Source organism: Pedobacter sp. B4-66 (genome assembly GCF_018492665.1).
Taxonomy (GTDB): Bacteria; Bacteroidota; Bacteroidia; order Sphingobacteriales; family Sphingobacteriaceae; genus Pedobacter.
The window spans coordinates 232852-254650 of record NZ_JAFVME010000006.1 but is presented as its reverse complement, the minus strand read 5'-3'; the positions used below and the strand labels follow the sequence as shown (position 1 = coordinate 254650).

The following is a 21799-nucleotide window of genomic DNA, read 5'->3' as shown; positions in this document are numbered from 1 at the left end:
ATTTAAACGATATGGATAATTCTTTTAACTCATTTCTAGGAACAGGTTGGTCATTCCCTCCGGAGTTTAATCCGGAATCGGGCTCAGTGGAAATAGTAAGTGGTACGGAAGATATTGAACAGAGTTTAAATATCCTGCTTTCTACTTCTTTAGGAGAACGGGTAATGCAGCCGCAGTATGGTTGTGACCTTACAGATTATGTATTTGAGGCTTTAAACAGCTCAGTAATCGGATACCTGAAAGACAGGGTAACCAACGCGATCCTTTTTTATGAACCGAGAATAAAAACTGAAAAGATAGAGGTTACCGCCAGTGATTCTTTTGATCTGATTGAAGGCCGATTTACGATAAGTGTCGAATACTCGGTACCGGGTACCAATTCGAGGTTTAACTATGTATATGATTATTATAAAAATGAAGCATTAAAGCCGATTTAAATGGAATGCACGTCACTTATACATCCTTTTCAGAACGATCCAGGTGTAAGCCAGCGTCAGCGGGTGATGGATGATTTGCACTCCGGATCTGCAAAAATTGATGGCAGAACTTTAGCTGATCTGCTGGATTACTTTGTGCAATTATCCAGGCACATTAACTATTATGACGCCAGCCTGAAGGTTACGGACTGGCAGCCGTTTTTTCGGGAAAGCCTGCCCTTTACGATCACAGCAATTCTAAAATACGATAAGAATAAGGTAGTGGATAAGCTTGCTTTTTACAACACCCTGTTTGATAAAAGGCCAGGTAAAGCAAGCCTTCAGTTATTATTTAGGTATATATACCACGCTGTAATAAAGCCTGTTAATGGCTGGAGTTTAAAGCTTGAAAACAGCGGTCTGCCTGTGGAACTGTTACTGGATAAACTGATAAAAGACAAATTAGCGGATCCACTTAAACTGTTTATTATCCATTTAAATGCAGCCGTAAAATGGTACCATATTAAGCCCATCAGCTTTAAGGAATTAATGGCTAATGAGGCCTGGAGCCTGGAGTTGACTGATATCTATGCAAACTTTGATAGCGATTCTTTTAAAGCCAAAGGAACCAGCAAGAGGAAACGGTTAATTGTACTCCGGAATGAAATGGTTCAGCTACTTGCTTCCTTTTTGGATGCCATACAATTGATTGAAGGTACTGCTGATTTAAGTATGGAGCAGAGCATTTTCCCTTTGAAGGAGGAGCTGAAAGAAAAACATACACCGCATCTGGCACTGCTTTTCTCTTTTTTGAAGCTGTTTCAGCATTTACAGGGGGATTTAAATACATTCACCAAAAAACACCTTGATTTCTTTTATAAAGAGGTGCTCTGCCTGAAGGCCAGGGAAGCCAGTCCGGATCAAGCGCATATTGTTTTTGAAATTCAGAACCAGCTGAATAAGCACCTCCTGGAAAAAGGGCTGCTGGTTAAAGATGGTAAAGACATTAACAAGGCTGAAGTTTTGTTTTCTCTGGATGATGAAATTGTGGTTAATAAAGCGCAGGTGGCAGATAAACGCACGCTTTTTATCAATAATCAGATACATGGTCAATATGCCTACGCCGAAGGGGTTTATATGGCGCCAGATGCTGCCAAAGCTGATGGGATAGATAAGGAGTTTAAAGATGATGTACCTGCCAGCTGGCCTACCTTAGGTGCACAATACAGCAAATACACTGATCCGGAAAATAAATTTGTTAAGCCTTATTCTAATGCTCGGATTGGTTTTATTCTGGCATCGCCGGTATTGTTACTGAATGAAGGAGACAGGCAGGTGAAGATTACCCTTTCCTGTATGCTTAACGATGATTACTGTGGCTTAACAATAGCTGATGATTCAAACAGAGCGGATCCTTGTTGTGAAGAGAACAATAACCTGCTTTCCGGACTAAAGGTAGCAAAAAATAACCGCCCTGATTTTTTTAAAGCAAGGGATTTATATGGAAAGGTACAAACAGTTTTAGGGCAGACGTTTTATGTGATAAACCGTGATCTGATTGCTGCTGCTTTGAAATTGGGAATCAGCAAAAGTCTGAAAGAAAGTCTGAACGATATCTTGATAAAAAGACCGGTGGAGGGCAAGGAAAGGTTATGCTATTGCCCTGTTAAAGAGCAGTTGTTTGAAAAAACAATTACAGAGGCTGAATTTAACCTGCTTGCTGCGATTCCTGAAGAGAAAAAGGTCCTGTTGGAAATTTTTAAACCCCGAAAAGCATTAAATGTCCTTTTTAGTGGCGAGAAGGAGTGGATAAGCCCGGCAGAAGTGCCTGGTATAACACTAAGTTCACTGACTTCCGGCGGTGCTTTTAAGATCTTTATAACGGCAAAATTGCAACCAGAACAAAAGGCAGTTACTTTCTATAATGCGGAGGCATTAAAGGAAGATTTTAATACCACCATGCCGGTTGTAAAAATTGAACTGGACGATAAGATTAAATTGAACCAGGACGTTACGGCAAGCTCCAGAGAGGAGTGCTGTGAAAGAAAATCAAAAGAAGGAATCCAGGAGGTTTCATTATATCATTTCTTCAGGAATGCAACGATTTCGGCCGATAAGCTTACAAAGATCGAGGTTTCGGTTTGCGGACTTAAAAATTTCATTGTGCAAAATGATGAAAGCTTACAGAATGTAAACGGACCGGTTTATCCATTTGGTACAAGGCCTTCAATTATTGATTTTGATGTAGTTAACCCATCCAAACCACCTTTAGCTAAACCGAATTTGGTGGGGCCGAACTTTTATATAGGCTCCAAAGAGGTTTTTTGTAAAAAATGGAATGAGGTGAATGTGAATCTGAACTGGAAGGATAAACCATTTAGTTTCAACGAGTATTATAAGGGCTATGCTTTAAGGAAGAATTATCATGATTGTATAAGTCCAGCAAACAATAAAGAGATTTATGGATTAAATGATTGTGACTTCGAAATTAATCTGGCGCTATTGGAAAGGGGATCCTGGACTAAGGAGAAACTAAATCCTCCTCATACCAATACAGCAAAAAATACCATAACACTGGATAATAACAGGCGGCTTTTCATTTCCAATCCAAAATCTTCTTTCTGTGTTTCTAAGGAGACCTTTGATCAGACGATCAAAATTATTCATAATGAGGCTGTACCAGGTAATGGTCCTCAATTTAATTTATCACAGCAGTTTAATATCAGCAAAGCGCCGCTGGAAAATTACAGAGCCGACTCCCGTGAGGGTTTTTTAAGGATTAACCTCCAGGGGCAGGACTTTCTGCATAAGGATTATTCTTATGTGCTTGCCAGGCAAATGATGGCGTTTGGTCGATATCCGGATTTGATTGACGGGGCGGTCTATGTTCAGGGTGGTGTTCCAATGGTTTTTGATATTTCCATATTCTTTGGGAATATTGGACCCAAAATCATCGAGGTGGCTTCTAATGTTTTGAATTCGGCTATTACTGGAATTCTGACTGAATTAATAAATATTTTGAAAACTAAAATTGCTGCTTCGGCAAATCCTGTCCTTTTAAATGCAATAATCGGGCGATGCAAAACCTTATTAAATGATATTGTTGCTATTGCCGGAATTAATATAACTACACTATTTGGGGGAGCATTTGATGTTAATACCTTATCTGCAGCGAACCTTAATCAGGTTAATAATAAAGTCAAGGATTTTGTTGGAGATCTTTTTGCACTCTTAAATACCAACTTATCGGGTATTGAGAATGATTTGGCCCTGGTGATCAGAAATAAATTCGATGCAATTTTAAATACGATCAATACCGGAGGTTTTTTTACAAACCTGTTTGGAGAAAAGCAAGTGGTTATCCCGAACGAACCCTGGACGCCTATTATTAAAAACATCTCTATTGACTATACGGCCACAGCTAACATCAGCGATATTGATCTGATCCATTTATATCCTTATCAGAACACCTTTAAATCTGAGGAATTGGAATTGCAACCAACACTTTTTCCGACTTTTTGTGATGAAGGCAGTTTATATATCGGACTGAAAGATTTGCAAGTCGACAGCAATCTGAATATGCTGTTCCAATTGGCAGAGGCTACGGCTGATTCTGAATCACAAAGGGTAGAGGTGCAATGGTATTATCTCGAAAATAACCTCTGGAAGTTATTGCGAAAAGGCTTTGAGGTGTTGGACGATGATACGGATGGACTAACTACTTCTGGTATTATTAAGTTCGCCTTGCCAGCCAATATGACCAATGAAAACACGATCCTTCCTAAAGGATTACATTGGATAAAAGTGGCTATTACCCATAACAGTAAATCTGTTAGTGAAACTATGGGCGTTTTTACTCAGGCCATACGGGCTACTTTTACGAATGAAGTAGTGAATGATAAGCTGCGGTTAGCGCAGCCACTGCCTGCGGGATCTGTGGCCAAGCTGAATGAAGCAGATTCGGCAATTAAAAAGGTAAGCCAGCCTTTTGATTCTTTTGCCGGAAGGATGCCCGAAGGGGAAGGCCATTTTTATGTCCGGGTGAGCGAGCTGTTACGGCATAAAGGTAGAGCTATACAAAAATTCGATTATGAAAGATTGACTTTAGAGGCTTTTCCTCAGTTGTTTAAGGTGAAATGTATCAACCATAGCTTTGCATTGGATGCGCACCAATATACCAATGACATGCCCATGGCGCCCGGCTATGTCTTGCTTGCCGTAATCCCTGACCTGAACCAGTTAAAGGCGGCTCAGCAATTTGAACCCAGGGTACCAGTTAGCATATTGGAAGATGTGCAAGAATATTTGCAGGAACGTACTTCTCCCTTTGTAAGGTTAAGGGTAATGAACCCGAGGTATGAAAAGGTTAATTTCTGTTTAAAAGTAAAGCTCTACCAGGGAAGGGACGAAAGCTTTTATAAGGAAAAGCTTAAACAGGATTTAAAAGAGTTTCTGGCACCCTGGGCTATAGGACAATATGATAAGCTGACCTTTGGCCAGTGCATCGATCAGTCGGATATTATAGGTTTTCTGGAAAAAAGGGATTACCTGGATTATATCATTGAATTAAAGATGCAGCATGAGGAAGAGAGCACTGATATCAGATTATCTGATCGCAAGCAAATTTGCCCTGTAAGCCCGCGTTCAGTTCTTATTGGTGGGGATATCGATGTATGTATTCAGCAACGGGATTGTGAAAGATGGGGTAATGAGAAAGAATATCCGCCTTGCACAAACAAGGCAATACCGATTGAGAATTATTGTACCGATTGAATGAAGTTTTAGCCGAAAGCAATATTATGACAAACGCAGAGGAAAATATCAAAGTAATTAATAAGAACAATTCTGGTTTTCCGGACTATCTTGATTTTGAGAAATTGCGGACAGAAGGTATTGAATATCTTGGTAGACTTTCTGGGAAAACCTGGACTGATCACAATGTGCATGACCCTGGAATTACTATTCTGGAGGTGCTTTGTTATGCCCTTCTTGACTTAGGTTACCGGACCAATTTGCCAATTAGAGACATTTTTACACCAAATCCTGGTGAGACAGGGAAAGACGATAACTTTTTCACTCCAGCACAGATATTGACCTGCAACCCACTTACCATTATTGATTACAGAAAATTACTTATTGATATTAAGGGAGTAAAAAATGCCTGGCTTACGGTGGCAACGGATCAGAAAGATTTCTGTAAGTCTTATTCAGAGCACTACAAAAGAACATCTGCTCCAGGCGATTGTGAGGAGTTTTTAAATGGGTTGTACCATGTTTATATCGAACCGGAGAAAAATCCGGATAAAGATTTTAAGGACGAAACTGCTGCAAAAGAATACCTCGGAGATTTAACCGAAAGGGTAAAAAAGAGCCTGATGGCGCATCGCAATTTTTGCGAAGATTTTGTGGATATACATATCCTCTGTCAACTGCAGGTGGGGCTATGTGCAGGGATTGAATTGAAAGGGGATGCAGACCCTGAAAACACTTACCTCAGCATCGTACAAAAATTAAGAGACTTTTTTTCACCTTCGCCACATTTTTATACTCTGCAGCAGTTATTGGATAAAGGTAAACCTATTGATGAAATCTTTTCCGGACGCCCATACAACCTTGCCGAAAGCCACGGTTTTGTGGATACTGATGAATTACTTCAGCTTAAATTAAAGAAAGAAATACATCTGTCTGATGTATACAATGTGATATTGGAAACGGAGGGAGTTGATAAAATAGCCAATTTTGAGCTAAGGACTTGCGGGGGAAATAACATTAAACCGGATTCGGACTGGAAATTCAAATTGCCGGAAAACCATGTTCCTGATTTTTCTATGGAATGTTCCGGTTTTCAGTTTACCAGGAACGGACTACCTGTTGTGTTTGATACTAAAAAATATGAAGGATTGTTCAAGATTAATTTTACACATAATGGTAAAGTCTTGTATCAGTCTCCATCGCCTTATCTGGATAAAGAAATTCCAAAAGGTATTTATCACCATGACCTAGACGAGTATTTTTTATTGCAAAATGATTTTCCGAGGGTGTACGGTATTGCTGAAGGAGGTTTACCCGAAAATGTTTCTAATCTGCGCAAGGCACAGGCATTACAACTAAAAGGATATCTTTTATTTTTTGACCAGTTGCTTGCCGGCTATCTGGCACAATTAAAAAATATCAGATCGTTGTTTGCCTTGTCCTCATCGGGTGATAAAGATAAACAGCGTACTTATTTTTTAAATAAGCTGGAATCCCTGCCTGAATTGAATAAGCTGTTACGCTTTACCATGAATGGTGATGAAAGCAATGGACTAGGTAAGGAAGGGAGTATTTTAGTGCGCGCAGTTTCTAAAAATGAACTGAATGTGCTGATTAGCTTAAACCAAACAAAAGTGGTGGATCCGCTTGTGCTTCCTTCATTTACCTTCAGCACGCTGGAAGAGCAGCAAATTGCAATAAGTGAGTTAAAAGATGACTTATATAGCGGCTCATTTGATCAGGGTTTTTTGAACGAGGACAGCTCTTGTGTTTATTATTATATCAGCGGTTCGTCGGATGATTTTGCATTAATCAGTAATACAAGCTTTAAGACCATAGCGGATGCGGGTTTACACCTGAGCTCTGTAAGCTATATTGGTACGTTTGATGAAAACTACCGTACTTATATCAAAGATAGGGATAATGTTTCCTTTGCTCTGGAACTTAATATTGCATCCTTCAAAGGCTACCTGCAGCGGATTATTGAAGATAATGAGTTGTATGCCGTGAGACGGAACAGCTTTCTGGATCACTTGTTATCACGTTTTGCGGAAAGGTTTACAGATTTTGCCCTGCTTTCATTTGGTGAGCGCTCCGGGCTGGAAGGTTCTGCAGCTACCATCAACGCTAAAGAGAACTTTCTTGCCAATTATGATGATATCAGCGCTAACCGTGGAAGGGCTTATGATTATTTAAAAAATAAATGGAATAATAACAATATATCAGGCTTTGAGAATGAGGTTAAATTTTTAAGCGGAATTGAAAACAAGCAATTGCATAGCCTCTGTAATTTCGTGGTGGAACAGTATGATGAGCAATACCTGGTAGATATTAAAATTGCCGGTCAGCCGTTTTTTGCACTTACGGAAAAATTTGATTCCATAAACGAGGCCGAAGATGCTGCGAGAAGCGTTTTTATGGCTTTATCAGATCCGGAAAGGCTGAAAACAATTTACATCGCACACGAAAAATTGTACGCAGTACAGGTGCTATATAATGATCATGCTGCGGTTTCCTTTACCGGAAAATACAAGAGCTCGCAGGAAGCGGATACGGTTAGAAATAACTTTAACAGAATGTTCTCAGGAGCACCTGATCCGGAAGATGTGTTTATCAGTAGCTTTAAGTATGATGTGCAATTGATTGGTGATGATGGGAATATCGTGTGTACTTCTGCTGAATCTTTCAAAACAGAAGCTGAAGCACATGCAGAGGAACAGAACCTGGTGGGTAAAATTAATGACTCAAAAAACTGGCGGATAGAAACTAAGCTGAAGCACAAGATTGGAACACTGTACTTTAATAAAACCAGCCCGGAGCTATTGAAATTTGTGGATGTTAAGTCTTTTAAGATAGACATCAATGATACCATTGTAGGTCGGCCGGATAAGTTCACGTACGATCTGCTGGACAATGCCAACTCCTTTAAATTTTACCCGGAAAAGGAATTTGGAACCAGCAAGGAGGCCAGGCAACACTGCTATTTCGTAATTAGTCTGGCCAGTAATGAGGCTAATTATCAGATAGGTAGAAAAGATGCTGATGGTAATTTTAAGCTCAGCCTTCTGCATAAGGATCAGATTGAAGCCAGCTGCTACACTGAATTCAGTACTGAAGATGAAGCACGGAGCATGCAGCAACGAATTACATCGCTCGTGAAGGCCCATGAATTTACCTTGAAAACGGAGGCCATAGCGGATGGCTGGAAGTTCAATTATCGTTTGGGGTATGAGCCGGCAGCTGATTATCTGTTTAACAGTGCAAAGGATTATCCATCACCGGAAGAGGCCCTGAAAGCAGCAAAGGCATTTCATCAGGGAATTCCTGCTGTGCAACTTCGGATAAATGAGGAGGGCTCAGTTTTAGTGCCTTTGAAGGAAAACAGTAAAATTCCAGTGGTTAATTTGGTAAGCCCTATTAAGCTTTCAGAGAAAAAGAACAGGGAATCAGTTGCAATGGCGCTGGAGCAGCAAAAGGATATAGCTCAAATGACAAAAAATAATAGACCCCAGTCATTTAAAACTGCGGTGAAGGTTGACGAATCTGGTGGGGCGGGCAGATATGTGTACCGTCTGGTGGATAAGGATAATGTATTGGCCTATTACCTGGACAAATACGAGGACAGGAAACAGGCTGATTTGAGCCGGAGAAAAGTAGCCAGAACCCTAAAGAGAAATTTAAAATACCTGCAACTGTGTTTAGGTGGTGATATTATTCACGAAGTTCAGACCACTAAGGGGACATTATACCGTTACCAGTTAAAGGCACACAATTACCTGTATATTTCAGGAAATTCGGCTGGCAGGGAAATCATTTTATTTGAAAGTAAGACTGCTTATACCTCTAAAGAGCTCGCTATTCAGGCCTTTGAAGAAAACTATCTGTACATACTGGAATTGGCAGCTGGTGGAGGGAATTATGAAGAGCTGGTGTTTATACCGGAAGATACACTGATCCAGATTAGAGAAGATGGAGAAGGTTCTGTAGAGGAAGTGTTGGCTACATTGGCAAAATCTTATCCTATAAAGCGGGTTGAATATGGCTCTGAAGCATTTAATAGTCTGTTTTGCGAAAGTATTGATCCGGCAAATGCTGATCCCTGCAAAACCGGGAAGGCTCGTAAACATGTTTATTATTTTGGAACTTATCATAACCTGAAGGATCCCCAACAATGGCAAAGTCTTAAATACTATGACACGGTGGAAGCAGCAAGGAAGGATTTTATCTTCTTTATCACCTTGTTAAGATACCCAGGCAATTTATATGTGGATTGTAATCACTGCAATGACGGGTCGGAATTATTTTACAGGGTATATATACGTGAGGTGCTGGCCGAAAGTGTGGATAGGTTTGAGAATGAGGAGTCTGTATGGGGTAAGCAGGGATTGGAAAAATTTATCTGTGCCCTACAGTCTGGCTCAGGCTTTCATCATTACCAGAGAAAAGAGGATTGTTGTTATACTTTTTACCTGAATTGTGGGGAAGATTTTATTGTTCACCCTTGCGTTTATGACACCGCTAAAAAGAGGAATGAGGTTTTAAATGATCTTTATATACAGTTTAAGGATTATTTCCGGCGGAATTCCTATGGGATGAAGATGGAAAACGATGAGTTGATTTTTATGGATCAAGCAGGAAAGCCCTTTGCAAAGCAATTATTGGGTAAAAGGGAGGAATTAAAATCTTGTGAATCGTTGCTGGATATGATGGATCAGATAAGTGGTATCAATAACATTTACTCGGAACAGAGTGGTTCTATATTTCTTAAGGATAGTTCAGGAAAGGTAATCCTACAATCTTATGGCAAAGATCACCGATTGGATAAATGGAAAGAGACATTAAGGGCATTTGCATGTTATTTCCCTCTTATAAAAAGCAGAAATGAAAAAACAGGAAAAGATAGTTATTGTATAGAGTTGAAATTCCCGGGTTTTAGCACATGTAATGAAAATGACGAAACCCCTTGTAGTTGTGATGAAGGAACAGAAGAAAAAGAACCGACATGTTTTGTGGCATGGAAGTCTTCCTGTTGTTATGCCAGCTGCGATGAAGCGATGCAGGCATTAGTTTATGTACGTTATCTGTTAAGTGATTTCGAAAACTATCAGCCCCTGATAGATTGTGCTTGTAACGTTTTCGGGATTGCACTCAATTTTAATCAACTAACAGATCCTGATAAAAGAGATTTATTGTCCCGGAGTAAGGGCCTTCTTAGCGGTGAGCGGATTGCATTTAATCCGCAGTGTTATGAATCTGCACAGTTGGTATGCGCTGCTGTGGAGCGTACAAAAAGGCTCAGCAATGCTGAAGGATTTCATGTTGCTGAGCATATTTTGTTGAGGCCCCGTTGTCCTGAGGATTGTGAGTGCAGGGAAGGGGGGGATTGTGGAGCGCTTAAGCGTCATTGTGATTATCAATGGATCGTTTCTGATGATGATCCATGTAGTGAAGCCCATGATATTTGTTTTATTCCGGGAAGTGACCCTTATTCTTTTGTAGCTACAGTAGTATTACCGGCATGGCCTGAGCGTTTCAGGACGGCAAGCGGAAGGATATTAATGGAAGATATCCTATATCGGCTTGCACCCGCTCATGTCATGTTACGCATACTCTGGCTTGCTCCTCACGACTTTTGTTGTTTCGAAAGTATGTACAAGGATTGGCACAGGTGGCTGGCAAAAAATAAAACCTGCAATCCGGATTTTTCTGTCTGCGATTTCCTTGACTTTTTGTTTAGAAGAAATTATGAATGTTTGGATGAATGTGAAACATGCCAGCCTTGTAAACATGAACAACCTGAGGTTAACCCTTGTTTTAATAGGGATGTGGAAATAGTTAAAGGAGATAAAAACAGGTTTTTGAACCAGGTGAATGAAACTTTCTGCTGGAGGGTAACAGATTGTGATCAGTATGAGTTTACAGAGTGTGGAAGTGCATACAAGCTGAAAGATGATGGCCTTAAGTTAGCAAATAAAGTGGCATTAGCTGAAGTAAAAGAAGCGGGACTTAGGAAGAAATTGCAGAAAGCCACAAAAGCAGAAGTAAAAACAGCTTTTATAAATAGCCGGATTGAAGCATATAGAAGTACCGCCACACATATTGCAAAAAAAATAAAAGGACACGCTATTGTATCAAATGTGCAGAAATTTCTTGATCTGGAAGAGTTATCTATACCAAGGTTCGAAACGATAGTGATGTCAATTATACAGAATAAAAAATCTTCCGGAAAAAGTGCGATTACACTCAATCAGCATCAGATACTCCATTTATTGGAATGCGTTGTTTGTTATACACTGGACGTATTGTGTTTTAAAGAAAAAGGCCAGATTAACTTATTGAATAACGCTTTTGAAAAGATGCGGAAGGCAAAAATAGATATGTCTGCTATTTACAATCATTGGGATGGATTGGATGTAAAGAAACATCAGTCAAATACGAATATAGATGCGGTAAAGATTTTGTTAACGGGTATTAGTAAGAAATGAGATGCAGCATGTTATAAAAAAGCAGACTATAGATCTCCTGGTTGATAAGCAACTGGATAGCTTTAGCATACAGCAACAGGTAAGTGATCATTTTTTGCAATACCTGGTTCCTTTGCTTGAAAGAGAATTTGATAAGTTATCTGTTGAGGATGAGGTAATATCTCTAGACCAGATAGAAATTGATCTGGGTGTAATTCAGGAAACTGAGATTAATAAGATGGGATGGGATGGGGATTTGCTGGAAACTATAGGGAATCAGGTTAAAGATTTGATGCTGCAGGAAATAGGGTCGGTAACACAACCATTGGTTAAACTGTCCTCAGCAGCAAACAGCTTCAGGCAATGGTTTTTTTATATGCGGAACGGCTATTTACCATGGAATGCAACCACAGTTGATAAAGAATGGTATGATCGGGTTATTGAAGAGCTGGCAACGAATTATAACAGTGTCACTGAACTAAGGAAAGAGATTATTGGTAAGCTGATAATGGTTACGCGGATTATCCGGCAACATTCTCCGACATTTTTGATCAGGCTGGTTGAAATATTAACTGCGGAAAAACAAACGAAATTATTAACTGTCATAACTAAAGTTTCTAATAAAAAAGCAGAAGAGGTATCAGGATCTCCATTAATGTTATATGAAAAGCTCTGGCAGGAAATTTTGAAAATTTCAGCATCAGGAAGTAGCAAAAATACTTCTTCTCAGCTGTTAGAGCTGGCTAAGCAATATCAAACTTATGAGGTTCCTACTGCTGACAAAGAAATAGATGCTAAAACCTGGAAGGATTTAAAATCTGAAAACAGAATTATTGTTAATAAAGGGATAGTTAATGAAGGGATATATGCGCAATATGCAGGATTGATATTAATCCATCCATTTCTGAATTCTTTGTTTAAGCAGCTTGGTTTGTTAGCCGGAAAACTATTTGCTGGTATTGAGGAGCAGGAAAAGGCCATTTATCTTTTACATTATGTGGCAACAGCCGAAACTAATGTTGAAGAGTATGAATTAGTGCTGCCTAAAATACTTTGCGGTTATCCGGTTGACTTGCCTGTAAATACTGGTATAAAGCTGTCAGGTAGAGAGCTGGAAGAAGCTGAAGATATGTTACAGGCTGCAATTGCATCCTGGGATATTTTAAAAAGCACTTCTCCCCAGGGACTTAGAGAAAGTTTTTTACAGCGTAACGGAAAGGTTTTAGTTCATAATGAAAGGATAAGTATACAAGTTGAAAAAAGTGCAATTGATGTGTTGTTAGATCATTTGCCATGGAATCTAAGTATTATAAAGTTACCATGGCTGGATGAAATATTAAAAGTTGAGTGGAGATAGATTGAATTTACAGATGAATTAAAAAGATAGCTTATGAAAGCTGCTGAAGCTAAATCAGTGGCAACACCTGCCAAAGCGAATACTTCTTTCTTTAAAAAAGGAGCGGATACGGCTTTGCTTAGTGACAGCGCAGCACAAACACCTTTTTTTCTTAAGCAAAACAATAATTCTTTTTTTGTACAGACTAAACTGACCATTGGCCAGCCCAATGATAAGTACGAGCAGGAAGCAGACATCACTGCAGATAAGGTAGTACAAAGGTTGGGTGATACCGATGCAGTACACGGCGACCAAAATACTGTGGTAAATCATTCAATATCGCCTTTTGTACAAACCAAATGCGAAGCATGCGAAGAAGAAAAGGTTCAGAAAAAAGAGACCGAAGAAGAAAAAGAGTCTGAAAGTAATGGCTTGCAGAGGAAACCTATTTTTGAGAGTAATGCTGAACCAACAGAACAAGACAGTTCAATTCAGCGGAAATGTAAGGATTGTGAGCATGAAGAGGAGAAAAAGATACAGACGAAAACTGAAAACTCTTCTTCAGGTGTGGTTCCAGCAATAGAAAGTAGTTTGTCTGCTACAAAAGGAGCCGGCAGAGCGCTGCCTGAAAATACCCGTACACAAATGGAAAGCTCCTTTGGGGCAGATTTCTCCAGCGTACGTATCCACGATAACAGTGCTGCTGTGCAGATGAGCAAGGAGCTGAATGCCCAGGCCTTTGCTCATGGAAATGACATCTATTTTAATAGCGGAAAATACGATACGAAGAGTACCAGCGGTAAACACTTGCTGGCACATGAGTTAACCCATACCATTCAGCAGGGGGGGATTCAGCGTAAGCAGGTTCAACAGAAAAGCAGTCATGGGGTTTCGGTGTCTCCTGCATTAAGCACTGCAGATCTGGTCATTTCTAAAAAAGAAGAAGAAGAAGGTTTTTTGGTTTCAAATGCAAAAGAGGGCTTATGGGTAGTTCTGAAAGAGGCATCACCAGAAATTCATGATATATTCAGGTATAAAGGTTTTATGAATTGGGCAAAGGAAAAGGTCTCCACCTTTGTTTCTTCAACAGTAAATACCCTAAGTGCCCCCATAAAGTTAGGAGCCGGTATCATCAGTCAGGTAAAAGCTAATTTTAATGAATTTAAACTTTGGTTGGGTACGGCGGCAGAGCGCTTAAAAAAAGGTGATTGTACGCCTTTTTCTGAGGCTTCTCTTTTTATAACGAATATTCTCGAAGGGATAACCGGACCGGCTCTGGAGAAGTTAAAGGAGTTTCTGGCACCAATCAAAGCATTTATTGATAAGGTATGGAATGATATCGGTAAGCCCATCTGGGATTTTGTAAGCAAGATTTTCGGTACCATATGGGATGGGATTAAATGGGTTGCGGATAAGATTTGGACCCATATAAAAAGAGTGATAGCGTTTTATGCAGATATATGGCATTGGTTTGCCAAAGCCATTGGTTTTGAGGGTGATGATAAGGATAGCTTATGGGAACAGGTAAAGAGGAAGGTCCTGGATTTATGGGAGACTATTAAAAGGAAACTGGAACCGTACAAAACCCAGTTGATGGTACTGGGAGGGATTATACTATTATTGTCGCCGGCAGGGCCCTTTATTATTGCTGCTGCTGCAATAACAGGTATTATGTATGCCGCCTCTAGAATCCGGCACTATCTTCATGACCGGGAGGCCATCATTAAAGAAAGGGGGATTATACAGGGAGCACTAATACCCGGGCTCTTTAATGCGCTACATACCTTGGGTAGCTTTTTGAAATCGAAAGCAAGTATGATTTCCAATGCCCTTAAGGGTGCCGTCAATGCTTTGCAAGGAATATCGAAAGATATTGGTGAAACAATACTTGCAGCAGTAAATGTGATTGTAGACTGGCTGACCGAAAAGTTTGAGGCCTTAAGCGATTGGGCGGAAATGCAGCTTGAAAAACTCATCACTAAACTTCAGGATGCCTTCAGTCGTATCGTGAAATTCCTGCAGCCTGTGACCGATATTTTAAGCAAAGTGGGAGAAGCGATAGCTGATTACTATAAATTACCCTTCCTGGTGATGGATGTGTTATTCCATAAAATTCCAAAATGCATTCGCGACAAAATAATCGCTTTCCTGACCAAGTATGTGTTTAAGCATATCCCTATCCTTAAGGAGATAAAAGATGTGGAAGCGGCATGGGTGAAAATGGAGAAAAAGGCCATGCAAATTATCGACATGCTTTTTATTCATGGCAACCTGTTGGGAGCCTTATGGGAAATTTTTAACCTGTTGCTGGATGCTTTGAAATTCCCGAAAGAACTGGCAGTAAAGGTTTATAATAAGACTTTCGATGTGTTTGACAGCATTGTAGAGCAGCCTAAAGTATTCTTTGTAAATATGCTGAAAACGGTAAAACTTGGCCTGATAGGATTTTTTGACCGGAAATGGAAGCACCTAAAAGATGGTTTTACCGCCTGGCTGTTTGATGCGGTTAAAGGAAGTCCAGTGTATATACCTAAGGAGTTTACTTTTTCGGAAATATTTAAAATGCTGGGCAGCCTGTTTAGTGTAGGCATGGAAAAGGTATATAAAAGTATTGAAAAGAAAAGAGGAAAAGAGGTGTCAGCTAAAGTGCGGAAATGGATCACAAATATATCAAAAGGTGCTGCGAAGGCCTGGGCTTGGCTGAAAGCACTCCATGAGAATAGTCTGGACGAAACCATTGCAGTGATTAAAGCAAAGGGGGCTGAATTGCTGGATGTGGCCATAGATGCTATTGTAGACTGGATTGTAACCAAGGTTATTGAAAAAATTAGTGCGAAAATTGTTACCATGCTTGATCCAACTGGTATTATGCCGGTTATTAATTCATTGATTGCCTTTTATAATGCTATTGAAACTGGTATTGAAAAGGCCAGGGAGATACTGGAATTTGTGGAGGGCGTACTGGACAATGTTACGGAGGTAATGGCGGGTGCTTTAGTGAATGCAGCCTTGGTATTTGAAAATAATCTGGAAAAGGCAATCCCGCTCTTCCTTGAGTTTTTAGCCAACCAATTAAGCATGGGTAAGCTTGGGCAGAAATTAAGGGAGATGGCTAAAAAGGCTGAAGAATGGATAGATGAAAAAATAGATTGGCTGGTAGATAAGCTGCTGGAAGCTGGTGATTGGCTGGTAAAGACGGGTAAAGAAGCAATTGATGCATTTGTAGGGTGGTGGAAGTCCATGAAGACCTTTAATGCCAAAGATGGCAAGGAACATGAGTTGTATTTTGAAGGCGAAGAGGGTAATGCCCGGTTAATGGTGGCGAGTAAGAAAGGCACTTCTTTTGAGTCTTTCATAAAGAATGTGGATGTCTCTAAGGATAAAGGTAGAGAAGAAGCTCAGAAAGCGGCGCTACCTATTGCAATGGAGGTTGATAAAACAAAGGGAGGCTTCCCACCTAAAAAAGACCTTTCAGATGATGAAAAGAAAAAAGCTTATCAGGAGAAAAAGGAGAAACTGGAAAATCTGCTTGATCAGTTGTCTGTTTATGTTGCTGAGCTGATCAGTGAAAAGGATCTTCCGGATGGCAGCTATGAAAACCCTATCCCTATCAGGTGGACAAAGAGAGGGCATATGCTGGCTATCAATGATCTGATTCCAAAAGATTCTCTTTGGAAAAGTAAAGGTATGAACCCTCCGGATCCAATAGAATCTGCAGGTGTTAACGAGAAAACGCGCCTTGAGCTGCCTCCAACCAAAAAACTCACTTATAAGGAAAAGGATAAGGCAACAGGGGAAGGCATCAGATTTATTATGATAGGGGTTGATCCGGAGAATTTTGTCGATATCGGAACTAAAATAAGACGTAAAAAAACAGATGGCACTAAAGAGAAAGATCGCTTCAGAAGCCTTTTAGTGGAAAACTATTATGTTGATTTAGCGAGTTATGATATTGATCATGTTAAAGATTTGGGCTTTGAAGGCAAAGACCGGGTTTCTAATTTATGGCCACTCTATCGTGATCTCAACCAGCATTGGGGGAATTTTGTATATAAACAGACGGTGCCTTATAAAGATAAAGAAGGCAAGCCTCAGCTTAGTACACCTTTAGATCTTCATGATAAATGGTTTGTTATTGAAGAGATAGGTGATTTTTAAACGTAATAACTATTGATGTCATGCAATCAGAAAAAGCACTAGCCATCCAATGGAATCAACTCCTTCTTGAGGCGATTAAACTAACTAAAACTTCGCCACCGCTTGCAGCGAGGGCTTTGGCGATGGTACATACCGCCATGTATGACGCATGGAGTGTATATGATAAATATGCCATAAGCACAACAACTGCCAGGTATATAAAATTACCGGGTAATGAATGTGTAAAAGAGAATATAAGAGCAGCATTCAGTTATGCGGCTTATAGGGTGTTAATGGATCTGTTCTGGCTGGATTTGCCCTCAGAAAATAAAGACATGTTTCGCAATTTGATGTGCGAATGTGATTATGATCCGGATGACACTTCACTGGATATTACAAAACCCCAGGGAATAGGAAATCTGGTTTCACGGTTAGTGATAGAGCTGAGGCATGGGGATGAATCCAATCAGCAAGGTACTTTGCATATGCCACATTGGTCTGATTATACAGGTTATCAATCCGTTAATGTTTTTGATAAAATTAATGACTTGAGTTACTGGCAGGCCCTAAGGAAAGAAACGGCAGAGGGAGAATTTAAAATACAGAATTTTCTAGTACCCCATTGGGGACTGCTGAAATCATTTGCGTTGCAGTTTAATTGGCAATTCAGGCCTGACCCTCCATTCAGGAAAGAGCAGTCTGAATTCAGGCAACAGGCTGAAGAAGTGCTGGATATTAATGCTGCGCTGACAGACGAACAAAAAGCTATTGCTGAATATTGGGCAGATGAAGCAGGTACTTTTACAACACCTGGGCATTGGTGTGAGATTGCACAGTTTGTTGCTGAAAGGGGGCAGTATAAAAACTCTCAATGCATTAAACTTTTCTTTGCCATGGCTAATGCATTGTTTGATACTTCTATTGCATGTTGGGAGTGTAAATATTACTATAATTCGGTACGCCCGATAACCGCGGTCAGAGCATTATATAAAGGACTGGATATACAAGCCTGGGCTGGTCCGCATAAGGGGACACAAACAATCAAAGGAGAGCAATGGATCCCTTATGTTGGTACACCAGCTTTTCCTGAGCATGTATCTATGCACAGTAGTTTTAGCAAGGCTGCTGCTACGATATTAAAACAATTTACCGGTAATGATAATTTTGGTGGTTGTACTAAGATAGCATCCGGCAGTTCTGTTATAGAGCCAGGGACATCACCTTGTATGGATATTGTGTTAGACTGGCCTACTTTTACCATTGCAGCGGAACAGGCTGGATTATCAAGTATTTATGGAGGTATTCATTTTAGTAGGGGAAATGAGGAAGGGCTAAAACTGGGGCTTGCCATTGGCATAAATGCCTGGGAAAAAGCTAAATTTTATTTCAATGATTTTGTGTAAAAGAACTAATTAATTTTTAAGGTTATGTCTTATAATTCAAGAGTATACCGTCTGCGTAATGCACATGTGCATGATGAGATAAAACCAAAGCCGTTTTTTACCCGGCAAAGTGTGCAGCGTCTCGCTACGCCTGCCGAGGATGAAAAGCTGGGTACTAATGATGCCCGAATGGCGAAAGATAAAGAAATTCAGGAAAAGCCAATTCAGGCCGCTGAAGAAGAAAAAAAAGATGAAGAGAAAAGTAATTCTTCGGCCGTACAGGCCAAAGTGGAAGGAAATGGCGGTACTGTATCTCCTCAGGTTACGGCACGGATAGAAAATTCAGCAGGAAAGGGGAGCCCGCTGCCAAAAGGGGTCCTTCATGAGATGAACACATCTTTTGGTATTGATTTCAGTAATGTAAGGATACATAATGACGGGGAAGCGGTGAGCATGAATAAAAAACTGCATGCACAGGCATTTACCCATGGCAATGATATTTATTTTAATGAAGGTAAGTTTGATCCGGGCAGTGTTAAGGGTAAATTTCTCTTAGCTCATGAGCTTACTCATGTGGTGCAGCAGAATGATGGGAAAAATACAGGCGGACAAATCCGGAGAGATCCAATACCTGCAGACCTAAAGTTACCTTGTAAATGGGGAGATTATTTTTTTGAAGAATATAAAATTGGTGGGATACGGATTTTAATTGGTATGGCTGAAGCTGACCGGAAATCAATAGCTCCGGTAAAGGATATTGCAGCAAGAATAGAGGCCGATAATAAGACTATTCCTAACGAGGTATTTAAGGTGAAAACGTGTATAATTTCACCCAATACGACGAGGTTTGCGCTTTTTAAAGGAGAACCAGTGCTTGTTATTGACCCGGCAGATGCTAACGTTGGTACGGTAAGCCATGAAATGGGGCATGCTGTTTTTCATTACCTGAATAACAATAAAGAGGCTAAAATTAACAAGAGTTTAAAGACTGAAGATTGGATCTTAAATCTGACGGATATCTTCCTTCAGCTGAGGGATATTAATTTACAAAAGGATAAAGACAATCAAATAACCGCAAATTTTATCGTTGATCCCACGGAATGGGATCCGGGTGCAAAAGCAGAACACCCTACGGATGTGGATGAATTTTTTGCCAGTGCAAAGGAAGCTTTTCATGCCAATAAAAAAGCTTTAGAGGACACATTTGCAAAATATGGGAAACAGAATAAAAAAGTGGTCGAGTTGGGAAATCGCTTAATCGCCTTGCTTTCTTTCCTGTTTGCGAACAAAAAAATAGAAATGAAATCTGTAACTACTGGAAAGGACGTCCTAAATGAGCAATTGAAAAAATTGTCCGAACCTTCAAAAGTGGAGGATACTATTGCTATCCATGAGCTGACGGTGAAACTTATAAACCCGGATGAAAGAAAAAAATGTAAGTAATCATTGATACCATGATGCTTGAAAAACTAAAATTCCATTTTAAGAAATTGCTAAACTCCAGTGATATGAACTATAATGATACGACTCCGGAAGTTACGATTTTTAAAACTTTTACGGATCAGAATGCTCCTGAAGAGCTGAGGTATCTTGAACAATTGATACTATATCGTTTAAGCGTCTGGTTTCCTTCAGATGAAAATACGGCAAAACCGGTTTTAGATTTAACCAGATGGTCTGGTTCCCTATCTGATTTTATAGAAAAGCATAGACTCAGTGCGGACGAAGCCAGTTTACTACTTATAGGCCTGACTCCCCATTTACAGTCAGATTTATTTGACCGTGTAATTGGATCTAAGCTTCAAAACTCAGGAGATTTTCAAAGGATCGGGGGAGTTAGAGGTAAGGATTTTCGGGGGTTCCTGCCAACGGGGGAAACGGCATTATTCTTATTGGGAGGTGATGATTTTAACAGACGTTTAGAAATTCAGAAATTATTTTGGGCTGATCATTTATTTGAGAAAAACAAGGTCTTGTGGTTAGATGATCAAGCCTATGGCGAACCTGCAATGAGTGGAAAAATTATTCTATCACCTGAATATCTGGATACTTTCATTTATGGAAAAACAATTCCACCAAGGTTCAGTATAAGTTTTCCAGCAAAGCTTATCCATACTGATCTTACCTGGGATGATCTGGTGATAAATGATGAGCTTAAAGAACAGATTAATGAACTGAAAAGTTGGTTAAAATACAACGACCAGCTCGTGGGCGAATGGGGCATGGGCGATCGTTTAAGAAAAGGTTATCGTACTTTACTTTATGGCCCATCTGGTACTGGCAAAACTTTTACTGCAGGGTTATTGGGTAAAGAAGTGGGAAAGGATGTTTACAAAATTGATCTGTCCATGGTGGTTTCAAAATATATTGGTGAAACTGAAAAGAACCTGGAGCTTCTTTTTGCCAGAGCTGAAGATAAAGGATGGATTTTGTTTTTTGACGAAGCTGATGCTTTATTTGGCAAGAGAACGAATGTTAGGGATGCCCATGATAAATATGCGAATCAGGAGGTGTCTTACCTATTGCAACGAATAGAAGATTATAATGGGATGGTGATTCTGGCTACCAATATGAAGAATAATATTGATGATGCTTTTATCCGCAGGTTTAATTCTATTTTAAAATTCACAGTTCCAGAGGCCGATGAACGTGCAAAAATATGGAGGTCAGCCTTTCCTCAGGATGTCATATTCTGTAATGGACAAAACGAGGTTGTTGATATCCCTGAAGTAGTAAAGAGTTACGCAATTTCAGGCGGTTGCATAGTTAATATAGTTCATTATTCTAGTATTAAAGCCCTGGAGAGATATCATGAGCATAACGGATTAGACCAAATTTCTCATGAAAATGGTGAAATTGCGATGCCCTCTCAAAAAACTATATATTTAACAGATGTTTTGTATGGAATAAAGAAAGAGTTATTTAAAGAAGGAAAACCATTTAGTTAAAAAGTGGCTTATCTTTAAAATGTTTGGAATTTAATATTATGTTTTTTATATTGTTGATACAATTATAGTGAAGTAATCAATCCGTTAATTGTGTTGTAACCAAATATAACTGTTCAATATTAACTCCCTATTATGAAACGAGCAATCTTCCCTATTTTGCCTGACATGAGTTTGTGTATACATATTCAACTACTAAGAAAGAACTTCTCAGGAAAATCAATTATTTATAATAGCAATCCAACAATTCCCTCAAAGACGATGGAATTCTTAAAGCGCTCAATGCCTTTAAGTGAATAACTGACAATCGTCAATACGGTAAAACATTTCTCGAGTAAGTATTACCTGGCCTTCAAGCCAGGTAAAT

General features: G+C 39.7%; 9 protein-coding genes. All 9 read left to right on the top strand.

From position 1 onward, the window contains the following. The first annotated feature begins 11 nt into the window (after positions 1–11). The 9 genes from J1905_RS12775 to J1905_RS12735 all read left to right on the top strand — a co-directional run bounded on the left by J1905_RS12775 (position 12) and on the right by J1905_RS12735 (position 21732). A complete protein-coding gene (locus J1905_RS12775) occupies positions 12–437 on the top strand; it encodes a GPW/gp25 family protein (RefSeq protein WP_214227656.1) in 426 nt (141 codons plus the stop codon). Then, entirely contained in the window at positions 438–5189 is a 4752-nt protein-coding gene (locus tag J1905_RS12770; RefSeq protein WP_214227655.1) for a baseplate J/gp47 family protein, read from the top strand. It abuts the gene before it with no gap. Between the two features lie 26 nt (positions 5190–5215). After that, positions 5216–11653 (top strand): hypothetical protein, encoded by a 6438-nt coding sequence (locus J1905_RS12765; RefSeq protein ID WP_214227654.1) that lies wholly within the window; start codon positions 5216–5218, stop codon positions 11651–11653. Position 11654: 1 nt separating this feature from the next. Continuing rightward, positions 11655–12989 (top strand): contractile injection system tape measure protein, encoded by a 1335-nt coding sequence (locus J1905_RS12760; RefSeq protein WP_214227653.1) that lies wholly within the window; start codon positions 11655–11657, stop codon positions 12987–12989. A gap of 33 nt (positions 12990–13022) precedes the next feature. Further along, positions 13023–17126: an eCIS core domain-containing protein gene (locus J1905_RS12755; protein WP_214227651.1), complete on the top strand. Its 4104-nt coding sequence runs from the start codon at positions 13023–13025 to the stop codon at positions 17124–17126. A 20-nt stretch (positions 17127–17146) separates the two neighbouring features. Further along, entirely contained in the window at positions 17147–18508 is a 1362-nt protein-coding gene (locus tag J1905_RS12750) for a vanadium-dependent haloperoxidase (RefSeq protein WP_214227649.1), read from the top strand. 24 nt (positions 18509–18532) lie between these two features. Then, positions 18533–19930, top strand: a complete 1398-nt coding sequence (locus J1905_RS12745; RefSeq protein WP_214227647.1) for an eCIS core domain-containing protein — start codon at positions 18533–18535, stop codon at positions 19928–19930. Between the two features lie 65 nt (positions 19931–19995). Further along, entirely contained in the window at positions 19996–21435 is a 1440-nt protein-coding gene (locus tag J1905_RS12740) for an ATP-binding protein (RefSeq protein WP_214227645.1), read from the top strand. A 132-nt stretch (positions 21436–21567) separates the two neighbouring features. Next, positions 21568–21732 (top strand): hypothetical protein, encoded by a 165-nt coding sequence (locus J1905_RS12735; RefSeq protein WP_214227644.1) that lies wholly within the window; start codon positions 21568–21570, stop codon positions 21730–21732. The last annotated feature ends 67 nt before the right edge of the window (positions 21733–21799 follow it).